Genomic DNA, 14,080 nt, shown 5'->3' on the forward strand with positions numbered 1-14,080 from the left:
CCGTATGCCGGGCACAGCTACTCGCCCACGATGCCCTTGAGGATTTCCACGGCCAACGGCGCGAGCGTGGCGATGCCGTAGCCCCATCCCGCGCTCTTGAAGGCGCGGTTGGACCGCTCGACCTCGCCGGGGTCGCCCCCGGCCATCATGCGGATGACGCCGCCGACGGAGAGCATGACGGTGGCCAGGGTCGCGGCTATGCCCATGATCCAGTTGCGGATGTTGTCCAGCACGTCTTCCAAGGAGTCCTCGGCGGACAGCATCCACGCCGGCTCCGCGTGCGCCGGCTGCGCGACCAGCACAAGGAGGGCCAGGGCTGCACCGATGGTCAGCAGCCGTCGAAGGCCACGCACTCGGCGAGCTTGCCTAGAGCCAGGGTCGGCCGGGGCCGGGTAGGCGGGGGAGTGGCCGCCGCGGCGGGGCGGGGAGATCAGGCGCATCGAGGCACCTCCGATGTCGGGGCTTGCGGTCGGCGGGGCGTGCTTCGCCCGCAGTTCAAAAGGCCGGAATCGGAGCCCGTTTTTGACACCACAGGTGCAACTTTCTTCGTTTGCTTCGTCCTCCTGCCTCCTCGACGGCTCGCCACGTTCCGTGATGGTCCACTGGTTGACCTGCCGCTGGGCGGTGCCAGGGGGGTCAGTTGCCCGGCGACGTGTTCCCCGACCGGGTCGGCGTCGTCGGACCGACTCTCGGAGCCCCGGAGGTAGTCGGTCAGTCGGTGTTCGCCGCGGTGGCGCATCTGGTAGGCGGCCGGGACGGTGGTGCGGTGGGAGTCCGCCCACCGACTGATGGGGACGTCCTCCAGCCGGGTGGCACCGATCAGGTCCGCCTCGGTCCGGGTCAGGACTCCCTCGCGCACTGCCCGAGCCAGAACCAGGTCCGGGTGGCCCCACGGCGGACGCGGCACGGTGGATCGGTAGCCGGGCGGCAGCGGAGTGGGCGCATCCAACTCCTCGAACAGCAAGGCGATCCCGGCCCGGTAGGCCACCCACCGCAACCTCACCAGCACGTGCGGCCGTTCGAGGTCCACGGTGGCCAGCGCACCCAAGAACCCGGTGAGGACCTCGGCTTGGATGTCGAAGGCGTCGTCGGGGTAGCGGCTGGTCAGCCACCGCACCGTGGTCGCGAGTACGGGCAGAGCCATGCCCGTGCAGGCCAGCGTCCACGTCGCACCCTCACGACGCGACCGTGTGATCAACTCGGCCCAGACCGCATCCCGGGTTGCCCTCGGGCAGCGCCGGTGCAGCAGCCGCTCCCGCAGCTCATCCAGCGGGACCAGGCGATTGGGCAGACCAGCGTACGCGCGGCCGTCCACCGCCAGCGGTTGAGGGCCCGTCACCAGCCAACCGAAACACTCGCGAGCGGTATCCAGCGGCAACTGCCGCACTTCCGAAGCGGCCTGGTCTGCCTGCGACTTCGTGGTCATCGGAGCGTGTCTCCTTCGCAGGGGGAATCAACGACGCCCCCTATGGCGACACCTCGGCGACAAGGAAACGCCACGAAGATGACAGCTATGAACAAGAAGATCGAACGAAGGCCGCGTTTCCCGCCTACAGAACGCTTAAAAACGTGGTGCTTGTGGAGGCGAATCCCAAGTGGTGTGCAGCCCTGTGGCCCGCCGCGTCAGCCCGGCCTTAATGGCATCTGACCTGCTGTTTTAAGGGATCGGTCAGTGCTTGTTGAGTGGTCAGGGGCATTGCCTTCTCGGCCCATCGCGGCCTTGTGTCTGCCTGCTGGGCCACGGCGGGCGCGCTGATCCGTCGTCTTCGTGCGTGTCCAGCAATGAAGAGGCTGGCGGGCGTACGGATTCCGTGCCGGCGCAGCCTGGGCCGGCGACGGACGTGGAGGCCCTTGCCGGGCTGGGGCTTTGCCGAGGGACCGAAAAAGTTCGCGGCTGCGTGTCAAAAACGGGCCTCGATTCCGGCCTTTTAAGCGTCAGGACTCTCGCCTCGACCTCAGGAGAGACGCATGAGCGCACGCCGCCGCATTCGTCGGCGCGAACCTGCCCCGGCCCGGTCCTCCACACCCACCAGGCGACCGGCCCGATACCGCGCTTCGGTGTGGGTCTTGTACCCCAGCCCCGAGCCCGGCCAAGCCCTTCCGGGCTGGCTGACCGAGGCGGTGCGCCGCGTGGCCCTCACCTACACCCGTCGCGGCGCGCACGTTCTGCTTCTCGCCCCACCTGCCGGCACCGCGCACGAGGAGAACGTCGGCCAGCCCACCCGCGAGGCGGTGGCCGCCTGGGTGACGGCCGCCGAAGTCCTTGCCCGACTCGACCGCCCCGCCCGGGTGGACACTCTCCCCGCGCGGGCGGGGGCCGACTCACCCACACCGCGCGCCGCGGAGTCCGGACCCCGACTGCGCCCGGCGTTGCGGGAGATGAACGCAGACGGCCGACTGGCACCGACCGACTCCTGCCCGGACCCGGGCGGACCGCCAGTCGGTGTCTCCGGCGATCCGGACCGGGACTCTTTGCTGATCACCTACGTCGATCCCTACCGGACCGACTGGGCCCGTACCGTGCCCTGGACGAAGCTCCTCCCCCCTCACGGCACCCTCGCCGTCATCACCCACGGTGACGTAGCCGGAAAGCCGCGCAGCGAAACGAACCGCTTGCTGGAGCAAATCCTTGAAGGGGGTGGGTTGGCGCTCGTCGACCGCATCGCGCTGGTGACCGCGCCGGCCGCACGCACCTCGTCCCTCCGTGCGGCGCCGGCCAACGCACCGCAGGCGCTCACCGAGCTGCTGGTCCTCGCACCCCACCCAGGCAGCACGACCGGAAGCACGCGGCGGGAGGAGGGGCGGTGACCTGGTACCAGATCCCCGAACTGCCCCACGAGCAGCTTCCGATGCCGCGGTGGGACCCGGTGCCGACGATCTGGCCCACCGGCCAGCGCGGCGAGCAGCTCGTGGAACGCGGCTACAGCGCTGCCACTGTTCGCGACCACCGGCGTGTTCCGCCCGCCACCGCCGCCTACGCGATCCTCGCCCTCACCCCGCACGGCGGCACGGTCCTGGACCCCGACTGCGGGGCCGGCACCGTGTTGGTCGAAGCGTTGCGGTGCGGTCGGCATGCCGTCGGCGTTGCGCACGGCAGACGTTGGTGGGCGTTGTCCCGGGCCAACGTCACCGCCGCCAAGCGTCAGGGCGCCGCCGCCGACGCGATGGTGCTGCCGACCAGCCGACCACAGGAGGAGATTGGCACCGCCGATCTCATCGTGACCGCCTGGCGCCCCCCTGCGGACCTCACCCCCGACGCCGGCCACGACAAGGGCGACGACCGGCTGACCGCGACGCTGAAGTGGTCGCGGACCATGCTCAACCCCGGTGGTCACCTCGTCGTCGTCGCCCGCGCGCGACGCCTTCGCGGATACCTGCTGGACGGGCCCGGTCACATTCACAAAGCCGCCATGGCTGCCCGCCTGGCCCCGGTCGCCCGCTGCATCGCTCTGACCACGCCGCTGGACGACGGCCGGCTGGTCTTCCAGCCCACCTGGACGCAGCGGCGCTCAGCAGACCGGGTCGAGCGGCTCACCTCCCGCCCCGTCGCGGTGCCCGCCCATCACGACGTGCTCGTCTTCCGTGCCCCGCCTGCCGCCACCTGTGCCGCCGCTGGCGCCCTGCCCGCAAGAGGGCCGGTGCCGGCTCGGCTCCGCGCCCTCGTCGACCAGCCCGAACTGGCGGACGTGCGAGGTGCCGCGTGATCGCGCCGTACTACGACGAGCAGGCCGTCACTCTCTACACCGGCGATGCCCGGGAAGTCCTCGCGCACCACCCCGACGCCAGCATCGACTGCGTGGTCACCTCACCGCCCTACTGGGGACTGCGCGACTACGGCACCGGCACCTGGGAGGGCGGCAACCCGGCCTGCACCCACCTCCTCGCCCGCGGCACCAGCACCACACGCCCGGACGGGGCGTCGGCGAACCCCCGGCCCTCGGCTCGGCGCCCGCGTACCTGCCAGCGTTGCGGAGCCGTCCGCCACGACCGGCAGTACGGACTCGAAGCCACGGTGGAGGAGTACGTCGCCACCCTGCAACACCTCTTCGCCGAACTCCACCGTGTGCTCGTACCTCAGGGCACCGTGTGGCTCAACCTCGGCGACTCCTACGCCGCCGTCCCACCGGGACGCAGCACCGATCCCGCCCGCACCAGCACCCTGACCGGCCACCAGGCGACCATGCGGCTGCGCCAGAGCGTGCAAAGCGCCGGGGTGGACCGCAGCCGGACCCTGCCGCCCAAGAACTTGATCGGGGTGCCCTGGCGGGTGGTGTTCGCGTTGCAGGCCGACGGGTGGATCCTGCGCAACGCGGTGGTCTGGCACAAACCCAACGCGATGCCCGAGCCGGTCACCGACCGGCTGTCCTGCCGCTATGAGCTGCTGTTCTTGCTGGTCAAGCAGCGCTTTTACTACTTTGACCTCGACGCGATCCGCACCCCGCTCGTCCGCCCTGAGGCCCTGGACGAAGGCATCATCGTCGGCGGGTCACGCAAGGGCCGCCACGGCGGTATCGATGCCACCGCGCGCCGACGCGGCTCCAGCGTCTACGGCAACGCCAAGTACACCGACCCTGCCGCCTTCCCCCAGCAGCCCGGCGCCGCGCTGCGCCCCACCGGCCGCCAGCACACCTCCGCCCACCCGCGGGGCAAGAACCCCGGTGACGTGTGGGTCTTTCCCACCAGGCCGCTGAAGGCCGCGCACTTCGCCGCTTTTCCCGTCGACATCCCGCTGCGGTGCATCGCCGCCGGCTGCCCCGCCGACGGCGTCGTGCTCGACCCCTTCAGCGGCGCCGGCACCACCGGCCTGGCCGCTCGCCAACTGGGCCGTCGCTACCTCGGCATCGATCTACGCGACGACTTCCACGACCTGACCTTGACCCGCCTCGGCCGGCAGCGACCCGGCGACGAGGCACAGGGAAAGGAGCGGACACCATGACCCGTCCCTCCGCCGCAGGGGCATCGCCCGCGCCGCCCTCCGGCGCTGAAGCCCCCACCGGCAGCACAGCCGTCACGGCCACGGCCCATGACTACTACACAGGCGATCAGGTACGCCTCCTGCTGGGGGACGCGCTGAGCGTGCTGCGGGAGCTGCCCGACGGAATCGCCGACTGCGCGGTCACCTCCCCGCCGTACTTCTGGACCCGCGACTACCGCACCCCCGGGCAGTACGGGCTGGAGGACACACCCCAGCACTACCTCGACCGGCTACGAGCCGTCTTCGCCGAGGTCCAGCGGGTGCTGGCCCCCTACGGGTCACTGTGGCTCAACCTCGGCGACTCCTTCTCCCAGCGCACCGTCGTACGCCACTCCTCCCACCAAGGCGGGCTTCACGGATTGCGCGGTGCCCGACCGTCCTGGCGGGAACTGCGGGCCGCCGGCCGCGCCCGCATGCCCGCACAGAACCTGATCAACGGCCGGCCGATCGCCGAGAAGAGCCTGCTGATGCTCCCCGAGCGGCTCCTCGTCGCCCTGCTGGACGACGGCTGGCTGCTCCGCGCCAAGATCGTGTGGGCCAAGACCGTCTGCCTGCCAGACCCGGCGATCGACCGGCCCGCCCGCCGCTGGGAACCGCTGTTCCTGCTCACGAAGAGCCGCCGCTACGTCTACGACACCGCCATCGCCGCCCGCGACGACGTCTGGCACCTGCCCGCCAGCCGCGGAGCCGGCACCCACACCGCCAGCTACCCCGCCGACCTGCCGCAACGCTGCATCGCCACCAGCTGCGCAAAAGGCGGCCTCGTGCTCGACCCGTTCTCCGGCAGCGGCACCACCGCCCAGGCCGCCGTACGCCTGGGCCGCCGCTACCTGGGCATCGACCTGCGCCCCGACTTCCACGACCTGGCCCTGACCCGCCTCGGCCTCCAGCGGCCCGACACCACCAACCCCGAAACAAGGCGAGCAGGAGGCGAGGCGGCATGACGGCACGCCCCAGCCCGGCCTCACCCACGACGGCCAAGCCGCCCTTCGCCTACTTCGGCGGCAAGACCCGCCTCGCCCCCACGATCGCCGCGCACCTGCCCGCCCACGATCACTACATCGAACCGTTCGCCGGCTCCCTCGCCGTCCTGCTGACCAAGGCCCCCGCCCGCGCCGAAACCGTCAACGACCTCGACCACCGCCTGGTCACCTTCTGGCGCGTCCTGCGCGACCACCCCGCACAACTCGCCCGCGCCTGCGCCCTGACCCCGCACGCCCGCGCCGACTACGACGACACCGCCGCCGAAGAGCCAGCGCACAACGACGTCGAACAAGCCCGGCGCGTCTGGGTCGCCCTCACCCAAGGCCGCTCAGGCGGCCTGAACCGCACCGGCTGGAGACGCTTCACCACCGACCGCGGACCCGTCCTGTCGATGCCCGCCTACCTGGCCGCCTACCGAGACCGCCTGCCCGCCTGCGCCGCACGGCTGGCGCACGTCAGCCTCGAATGCCGGCCCGCACTCGACGTCCTCCGCGACTACGGCACGAACACCGGCGCGCTGCTCTACCTCGACCCGCCCTACCTCGCCACCACCCGCAACGCCACCGCCTACGCCCACGACATGGGCACCGAAGACGAACACCGCGCCCTGGCCGCCGCCGCCCACCGCTGCCGCGCGGCCGTCGTGCTCTCCGGCTACGACTCCCCGCTGTACCGACACCTCTACGACGGCTGGCACCGCCTGACCCTGACCAGCACCTCGCACCGCGGCACCGGCGGCAACCCCTCACGGACGGAAGTGCTGTGGAGCAACGTTCCGCTCCACCCCCACCGCTCCCGACCGCCCCGCCGCAGCAGCACGGGCAACCGCAGGAGGGGTGATCAGGCGTGAACGGCCCGTACGCAGTCCCTCCACTCCGAACCGCCGACACCCCCGCTCGCGCCGTGACCCTGCTGACCGGCGATGCGACTGCCGCCCTGCGCGCACTGCCGGACGACGTCGTCGACTGCGTGGTGACCTCCCCGCCGTACTGGCGCCTGCGCGACTACGCCACCGGCGCCTGGACCGGCGGCCAACCCGACTGCCCCCACCCACCCGCCGCCCACACCGAACCGGCCGGACAACACCGCTGCAGCCGGTGCGCCGCCACGTGGCACGACCGCCAGCACGGCCTCGAACCCACCCTCACCAGCTACATCGACCACCTGCGGCAGGCATTCACCGAACTGCGCCGCGTCCTGACACCGACCGGCACGGTATGGCTCATCCTCGGCGACAGCTACGCCGCCAACAGCGACGGCTACCACACCAGCGGCCCACTGCACTACCGCCAGCCGCACTACCGGCCCCGCGCCGACCTGCCGCCCAAGAACCTCATCGGCGTGCCCTGGCACACCGCCTTCGCGTTGCAGGCCGACGGCTGGATCCTGCGAAACGCCGCAGTCTGGCACAAACCCAACGCCGCCCCCTTCCCCGTCCGCGACCGCCTGGCCCTGCAACACGAAACCGTGTTCCTGCTGGTCAAGCAGACCCACCACTACTTCGAACCCCATCCGCCCTGCTCGACCACCAGCGAAGACACCGACCGGGCTTCCTCCGCCGGCTCCCGAACCGCGAGCGCGGCGATCTCGCCGACCGACGACCGGCGCGGTGACGTCTGGCGCGTTCCCGTCAGACCACGCCGACACCAACAGCACCCGGCCACCTTCCCCCTCGCCATCCCGCAGCGGTGCATCCAACACGGCAGTCCTCCGGGCGCGCTCGTCTGCGACCCGTACAGCGGAACCGGCACCACCGGCCTGGCCGCGCTCACCCTCCACCGCGCCTACCTCGGCATCGACCTCAACCCGACCTACACCAAGATCGCCGCCGAACAACTGAGCCATTACCGCGCGCCCCGTCCCGACCACGACGAGACCGAGCAGCAGAGCGGAGACGAACCGTGACCAAATGCCGCGCCCCACGCCCACGCCACGCCTCTCCCACCCAGCGCTGCCGCTTTGACTCAACGCACCGCACTCAGGCACGCCACAGGCAGCGCCGGCGGAGACGACTGGAGATCGTCCCCGTCACCTTCCGGCAGGCCAGCGACTTCATCACCACCCACCACCGCCACCACCGCCCACCGCAGGGAATGAAGTTCGCCCTCGGCGTGGCCGCGGGCGGCCACCTCGTGGGCGCCGCAACGATCGGGCGCCCCCTGGCCCGCCATCTGGACGACGGGCGCACCGCCGAAGTCACCCGCACATGCACCGACGGCACCACCAACGCCAACTCGGCCCTGTACGGGGCGGCCTGGCGAGCGGCCCGCGCGCTCGGCTACCTGCGGCTGATCACCTACACCCAGCACACGTGCCGCACCTGCAGCCACGCCGACCAGGCACATGCCGCGGCTCCGGGCTCACCCTCTCATCCTCAGCAGGAGCCACCCGGCCCCTGCATCAGCACAGGCTGCTCCTGCGCCGGCTATGCGCCGGGGGAGACCGGAGCCAGTCTCCGCGCTGCGGGGTTTCAAGCGGTCGCTGACTTACCCGCCCACCAGGGCTGGCACCGTCCGGGACGTCCCCGCACCCCTCAGAAGCAGGCCGTCACCCGAACCCGATGGGAGATCGCCACCCACCCCGATCTGCGGTGCTCAAGCACCCCCATAAACAGCACGAGCTGCCGCAAGGATCACCGTCAGGCAGGAAACCCATCCACTTCCCCATGGTCATCCCAGGAGTAATCAAGGAGGTGCACACGATGAGCGGAGGGGCTGGATCCTCCCCCGGTCGGGGCCTCCTTTTTCGCTTCTCCAGCTGTACGATCCCAGGCCCAGTTCACAGCTCTGAGCAGCTGGTTTGGGCTGCGCTCTGCACCGGCGGACGTAGCGCGACCAGCGGAGGGGACGCATCGACGTGACGACTCCTCATCGCCCAAACACCGGTGCCGCCGAGATCGCAGTCAACGCAGTGGCCCACGCCCGGCAGAACCGTTCCTGCGCCGAGGTGCATCGCAGAAGCGAGTTGGGCAGCAATCAGCCTCTCCTGCGGGCGGCCTTCTTCGGTCGGGTAAACGCCTCACCTGCCGACGACGGGGCACACCGTTCGATCGCCCGCCAGTTCCACACCTGCCAGGAACTCTGCAGTGGCCGCGCCGTGATCACTCACTTCTTCTACGACTACAACCAACCACCCGAGCAAGCCGTAGCCCAACGCGTAGGCGAGTGCGCTGGCCCACCTGAACGCTATGGCGGCTGGGGCGACCTCGCCGCCCTAATCTCCGCCGATCCGCGAGCCTTCGACGTCATCGTGTGTTTCTCACCGGACCGGATCTCCCGCCGGGTCGACCAGTTCGAATCCCGCATCAGGCCCGCGCGCCAGCACCAGATGCCGATCTTCTACGCCATGTACGGCTGGCCAGACGACGAAGGTCTCGCCAACTACTGGCTCACCGGCATGACCGCACTGTGGTTCGCGTGGCGAGAGACCCCCTGCTGATGCCGGCCTCCTGGAAGGTCGAACCACGGACGGATGCGGAGTACCGCCGACTCCTGCAACTGCTCTTCGGTATCCCGCACCACCTGATGATCTCTCCGGACAGCAACGTGCGTCCTCTCCGTGCGCCCAGGGCTCGCGACGACTGGAGAGATAGCGCCCCTCACCGGGACGCGGCTTGACGATATGGCCCGTCCCTCATCGCCTACCAGCCGCCGCCGGATGGTCTGAGCCGATCACTCTGGCGCGCAGACGTACCTGGCCAAACACAGAACGACAAGAGCCGCGGGACGAGGATTGGAAAGGATAAGTGGCCCAGCAGCCCAGACCCCTTCGACACGCATCCACGGTGGCCTCAGCAACCGACGTGGTGCGAGCAGTCACGGATGATCAGGCGGTTCTGCGTGCCGCGATCTACGCGCGCGTCTCAACCGAGGAACAAACCCGCGGCTACGGGATCGATGTACAGGTCGAATCCTGCACCGAGTACTGTGAACGCAAGGGCTGGACGATCTACGATGTCTACCGCGACGAGGGCGTATCGGGATCTCTGACACGTCGACCCGCTCTTGACCGCCTCATGGCTGACGCCCGAGCAGGCAAGATCGATGTCGTCGTAGTCCACCGCTACAACCGCATCGGCCGCGTCGGACGCGCATTCTGGCGCTACATCTGGGCGCTCGAAGACCTCGAAGTCGGGTTCACTGCGGCCACGCAGGAGATCATCGACACGACCACCCCGGCAGGGATCGCGCAGCTGCAGATGTACGCGACCTTCGCCGAAATGGACTACAACACCATCCGCGATCAGTTGCAGGACGGCATCCAAGCCAAGGCCGCACAGGGTGGCTGGCCCGGTGGCCAGCCACCGTACGGCTACCGCATCGTCGGTGCAGGAAAGCCCGGGTCGCATCTGGCTATCGACGACCACGAAGCCATGGTGCTGCGTACTGCCTGGAATCGCATCGTTCAAGAGAACATGAACGTGCGCCAGGCAGCGGCCCGACTCAATGCCATGGAGCTGTACACCCGATCGGGCGTCCCCTGGTCCCACTCGAACCTGCGCAACAAGCTGATCTCGGAGTCCACCGTCAGCGCCCGAGTGATCTTCCGCAACCCCAAGCGCTCCCACGCGGGCCGCGGTGTGATCCTCAAGAAGGACGGGACACCGAAGTACGGTAAGACGACCATCATCTCTCTGGAGCCGATCTTCACCCCAGGCGAGGTTGCCGCGCTCAAGCGAGCACTGACAGGAAGCCGCAGGCCGAAAGCTCCGGATGCCAGCTACCCACTGTCAAAACGACTGTTCGGCGCGTGTGGATCGCACCACTCCGGCGTGAAGAAGACCGCTCGGACGGGTCGGTGGTACAAGTGCTCAGGCAAGAATCCCAAATACCCCGGCGCCCCTGTCTGCACCTGCCCGCAGGTTGACGCTGCCAGCGTCGAGCATGCCGTGTGGAGTGAAGTGGTCACGCTGCTGGGCGACCCGGAGCGACTTCAGGCTCTGGCCGCCGACTGGATCGGTATGAATGAAGGTGGACAGGCTCAACACGCCGAGCGCCTCGCCAACCTAGATCGTAAAATCACGGACCGCGAGACGGCTCTGACCACCACCGTCACGGAGTACGCCAGAGCCGGTCTGCCGGCCGTCGCCGTCCAAGCGGCTACTCGTGCCCTGACCGAAGAACTCGACCAGCTCAAGGCGATGCGTGACGAAGCCGCGGCGTGGCAGGCCGAATCGCAAGCAGCCGAACTGCGGGCGCGGGATCTGCAAGCCCTGGCTGACAGGGCCCGCGAACGCCTCCACGACATGACCACCCGCGAACAAACCGAGATCCTGGCGCTACTCGATGTGAGAGTCACGATCACCGGCCCTGTCCCACAGCCGAGACTCGGCAGAGCATGCTCACTCAGGCAATGGTTCATCGACAACGACAGACTCGTTCCCGATGAACTTACCGACGAGCAGTGGGCCCGGGTCGAGCCGATCGTCCAGGCATGGGAACCGCCTCACCACAAGCTGATGCCGGGGCGCCTCGTGGTGGACGCGCTGCTCCACAAGGCGCGCACCGGCGACAGGTGGTTTGAGCTACCCCCCAGGTTCGGCAAGGGCAGCTCGATCCACTGCCGATTCAAGAAGTGGCTGGCCGACGGGACGTGGTCAGCGATCATGAGGGAGCTGCCGGACTCCGGCCGTCCAGTGTGGTCGGCGAACCTTCTGCCCCCGTTGCAGGTCGAAGGCAAGGTCGACCCACGTCTCTTGATCACCCAGACCCAAGCAGAATTGGATACCCGGGAAACGGGCGTGCCTGGTCCGGTGACGTCAGGGCTCTCCGCAGGAGTGCACGAGCTGCTGCGCGGCGAGGCGCAGCTCGTCACGGAGGCCGCCGAAGTCGTCGAACTGGTCGGCCGCATCGGCGCCGACCTCGCCCCGGCGCGACGCGGCCCCGTCGTACCACGCGATCTGCTTCCGCCCGCCACCGCACGCGTGCTCGAAGCCCTCCCCGGGAGAGGGACGGCGCAGCCGGAACAGATCGCACAGGAGGCGGGCACGGAGCGCGACGAAGCCTTGGGCAGGCTTCATGAGCTGCAGTCCCTCGGATTCGTCACCCGCGACGGCACCGGCTGGCGGCTGGCCCCGCGCTCCAGTGAGCACCCCAAAAGGTGACGAGCCGTTCCTTGACCTGGGACGTTCGGGTGAAAGGGTGGGGGAGATGCAAACCGACCCCCACCCGGTGCCGCAGCAGCAGTCCCCCCGCTGTGACCTCCTGATAACCCGCAGGGGCGGCGCGCGGAACGAATCTGCGTACTCATGAAGAGCCGTCAGTCGCAGAATGCGACCGTACGGTCACGCTACGCTCGCGGAACGTTCCCTCATCCCCCACCGCTTCACCCTCCCCGCCCCGCTCCCGCCCCACACCCCCCTCGCTTCCCCGCAGCCCCAACCGAACCCAGTCCCCCACCAGAACGGTTCAAGGCGACGACGCATGCCCCAGCACATCTCCGGGTCCGACCGCGCCACAGCACGCACAGCACCCTCCTCGGTGGACGAGCTGTGGCGGTCGTACAAGGAGACGCGTGACGGCCGGCTGCGCGAGCAGCTCATCCTGCACTACTCACCGCTGGTGAAGTACGTCGCCGGGCGCGTCAGCGTCGGCCTGCCCGCCAACGTGGAACAGGCCGACTTCGTCTCCTCCGGAGTCTTCGGACTCATCGACGCCATCGAGAAGTTCGACCCCGAGCGCGCCATCAAGTTCGAGACGTACGCCATCACCCGCATCCGCGGCGCGATGATCGACGAACTCCGCGCGCTGGACTGGATCCCGCGCTCCGTACGGCAGAAGGCCCGCGCCGTCGAACGCGCCTACGCCACCCTCGAAGCCGCCCTCCGCCGTACCCCCTCCGAGGCCGAGGTCGCCGCCGAGATGGGCATCCAGCTGGAAGAACTCCACGGGGTGTTCAGCCAGCTCTCCCTGGCCAACGTCGTCGCCCTCGAAGAACTGCTGCACGTCAGCTCCGACAACGGCGACCGCCTCAGCCTCATGGACACCCTTGAGGACACCGCCGCCGACAACCCCGTCGAGGTCGCCGAGGACCGCGAGCTGCGCCGGCTGCTCGCCCGCGCCGTGAACACCCTGCCCGACCGGGAGAAGACCGTCGTCACCCTCTACTACTACGAGGGCCTCACGCTCGCCGAGATCGGCCAGGTACTCGGCGTCACCGAGAGCAGGGTCAGCCAGATCCACACCAAGTCCGTCCTGCAGTTGCGCGCGAAGCTGGCCGACTCCAGCGGCTGAACGACATCCGCGGTCTAAAGTTGGACCGTGCCGAAGATTCGAGCGGCCTCCGTGGCCGAGCACCGGACCATGCAGCACGCCGCGCTGCTCGACGCCGCGCGCGAACTCCTCGGCGAAGGCGGCACCGAAGCGCTGAACTTCGCCGCCCTCGCCGAGCGCACCGGCCTCGCGCGCTCGTCGGTGTACGAGTACTTCCGCAGCCGGGCCGCCGTCGTCGAAGAGCTGTGCGCCGTCGACTTCCCGCGCTGGGCCGCGGAGGTCGAGGCCGCCATGGAGCGCGCCGACACCCCAGAAGCGAAGGTCGAGGCGTACGTACGCGCGCAGCTCGCCCTGGTCGGCGACCGCCGCCACCGCGCCGTCGTCGCCATCTCCGCCGGCGAACTCGACGCCGGCGCCCGGGAGAGGATCCGCGCCGCGCACGGAGGGCTCGTCACCATGGTCGTCGACGCCCTCGCCGACCTCGGCCACGACGAGCCCCGGCTCGCCGCCACCCTGCTGCAGGGAGTCGTCGACGCGGCCGTCCGCCGCACCGAACTCGGCACCGACGCCCCGGGAATCGTCGCCGACACGGCCGTCGCCGTAGCCCTCCGCGGCGCCGCACGCTGACAGAACCACCCGGAGCCGTGCACCGTCAGCCGCCACCGCCCGGCGGCGGGACGCCGAACACCGGCAGCAGACGCGCATGCCCCGCCGTGAGCAGCCGGGGCGGCAGCAGCGACAGCGGGTCGAGATAGGACGGACCGCGGCGCAGCCCCCAGTGCAGACAGGCCCTCGCGCAGTGGTGCCCGCCGCCCTGCAGATGCCCCACCACCTGCCCCGCCTCGACCCGCTCCCCTTCGCGCACGGCCGGCACCACCGGCTCGTACGTCGTGCGCAGAGGCGGGCGGCC

At 69.7% G+C, this 14,080-nt stretch carries 13 protein-coding genes and 1 pseudogene; 11 read left to right on the plus strand and 3 right to left on the minus strand.

Annotation, left to right across the window (positions count from 1 at the left end):
* Positions 1 to 17: 17 nt before the first annotated feature.
* Positions 18 to 353, minus strand: a complete 336-nt coding sequence (locus H5J30_RS05925) for a pilin (RefSeq protein WP_181786100.1) — start codon at positions 351 to 353, stop codon at positions 18 to 20.
* A 77-nt stretch (positions 354 to 430) separates the two neighbouring features.
* Complete coding sequence (locus H5J30_RS05930) at positions 431 to 1,426, minus strand: hypothetical protein (RefSeq protein WP_181786101.1); 996 nt, start codon at positions 1,424 to 1,426, stop codon at positions 431 to 433.
* A gap of 704 nt (positions 1,427 to 2,130) precedes the next feature.
* Between H5J30_RS05930 and H5J30_RS05935 the strand changes: the two genes are divergently transcribed.
* The 11 genes from H5J30_RS05935 (at position 2,131) to H5J30_RS05980 (ending at position 13,797) form a co-directional block, all read left to right on the plus strand.
* Positions 2,131 to 2,808: a hypothetical protein gene (locus tag H5J30_RS05935; RefSeq protein WP_181786102.1), complete on the plus strand. Its 678-nt coding sequence runs from the start codon at positions 2,131 to 2,133 to the stop codon at positions 2,806 to 2,808.
* Positions 2,805 to 3,704 (plus strand): TRM11 family methyltransferase, encoded by a 900-nt coding sequence (locus tag H5J30_RS05940; RefSeq protein ID WP_181786103.1) that lies wholly within the window; start codon positions 2,805 to 2,807, stop codon positions 3,702 to 3,704. The genes H5J30_RS05935 and H5J30_RS05940 overlap by 4 nt, the downstream gene beginning before the upstream one ends.
* Positions 3,701 to 4,936: a DNA-methyltransferase gene (locus tag H5J30_RS05945; protein ID WP_220188579.1), complete on the plus strand. Its 1,236-nt coding sequence runs from the start codon at positions 3,701 to 3,703 to the stop codon at positions 4,934 to 4,936. Before H5J30_RS05940 ends, H5J30_RS05945 begins: the two co-directional genes overlap by 4 nt.
* The gene (locus H5J30_RS05950; RefSeq protein WP_181786104.1) at positions 4,933 to 5,919 is read left to right on the plus strand and encodes a DNA-methyltransferase; all 987 of its coding nucleotides are present in this window, start codon (positions 4,933 to 4,935) and stop codon (positions 5,917 to 5,919) included. Before H5J30_RS05945 ends, H5J30_RS05950 begins: the two co-directional genes overlap by 4 nt.
* Entirely contained in the window at positions 5,916 to 6,809 is an 894-nt protein-coding gene (locus H5J30_RS05955) for a DNA adenine methylase (protein WP_181786105.1), read from the plus strand. The genes H5J30_RS05950 and H5J30_RS05955 overlap by 4 nt, the downstream gene beginning before the upstream one ends.
* A gap of 53 nt (positions 6,810 to 6,862) precedes the next feature.
* Positions 6,863 to 7,864: a DNA-methyltransferase gene (locus tag H5J30_RS05960; RefSeq protein WP_181786106.1), complete on the plus strand. Its 1,002-nt coding sequence runs from the start codon at positions 6,863 to 6,865 to the stop codon at positions 7,862 to 7,864.
* A complete protein-coding gene (locus tag H5J30_RS37655; RefSeq protein ID WP_374100946.1) occupies positions 7,861 to 8,643 on the plus strand; it encodes an XF1762 family protein in 783 nt (260 codons plus the stop codon). The genes H5J30_RS05960 and H5J30_RS37655 overlap by 4 nt, the downstream gene beginning before the upstream one ends.
* A gap of 172 nt (positions 8,644 to 8,815) precedes the next feature.
* On the plus strand, positions 8,816 to 9,397 hold the full coding sequence (locus H5J30_RS05965; RefSeq protein ID WP_181786107.1) for a recombinase family protein: 582 nt from the start codon (positions 8,816 to 8,818) through the stop codon (positions 9,395 to 9,397).
* Positions 9,398 to 9,743: 346 nt separating this feature from the next.
* Positions 9,744 to 12,062 (plus strand): recombinase family protein, encoded by a 2,319-nt coding sequence (locus H5J30_RS05970; RefSeq protein WP_181786108.1) that lies wholly within the window; start codon positions 9,744 to 9,746, stop codon positions 12,060 to 12,062.
* A 319-nt stretch (positions 12,063 to 12,381) separates the two neighbouring features.
* On the plus strand, positions 12,382 to 13,191 hold the full coding sequence (gene whiG, locus H5J30_RS05975; protein WP_181786109.1) for an RNA polymerase sigma factor WhiG: 810 nt from the start codon (positions 12,382 to 12,384) through the stop codon (positions 13,189 to 13,191).
* Positions 13,192 to 13,242: 51 nt separating this feature from the next.
* Positions 13,243 to 13,797, plus strand: a complete 555-nt coding sequence (locus tag H5J30_RS05980; protein WP_181786111.1) for a TetR/AcrR family transcriptional regulator — start codon at positions 13,243 to 13,245, stop codon at positions 13,795 to 13,797.
* Between the two features lie 25 nt (positions 13,798 to 13,822).
* Here the strand turns inward: H5J30_RS05980 and H5J30_RS05985 are convergent.
* Positions 13,823 to 14,080, minus strand: a pseudogene (locus tag H5J30_RS05985) (M23 family peptidase); the annotation flags it as partial.

This window comes from Streptomyces phytophilus (assembly GCF_013870535.1).
Classification (GTDB): Bacteria; Actinomycetota; Actinomycetes; order Streptomycetales; family Streptomycetaceae; genus Streptomyces; species Streptomyces phytophilus.

Excerpts from the sequence above, each read along its gene's own strand:
- H5J30_RS05930 (WP_181786101.1), bottom strand. The coding sequence starts at position 1,426 with ATGACCACGAAGTCGCAGGCAGACCAGGCCGCTTCGGAAGTGCGGCAG.
- whiG (WP_181786109.1), top strand. The coding sequence starts at position 12,382 with ATGCCCCAGCACATCTCCGGGTCCGACCGCGCCACAGCACGCACAGCA.
- H5J30_RS05955 (WP_181786105.1), top strand. The coding sequence starts at position 5,916 with ATGACGGCACGCCCCAGCCCGGCCTCACCCACGACGGCCAAGCCGCCC.
- H5J30_RS05950 (WP_181786104.1), top strand. The coding sequence starts at position 4,933 with ATGACCCGTCCCTCCGCCGCAGGGGCATCGCCCGCGCCGCCCTCCGGC.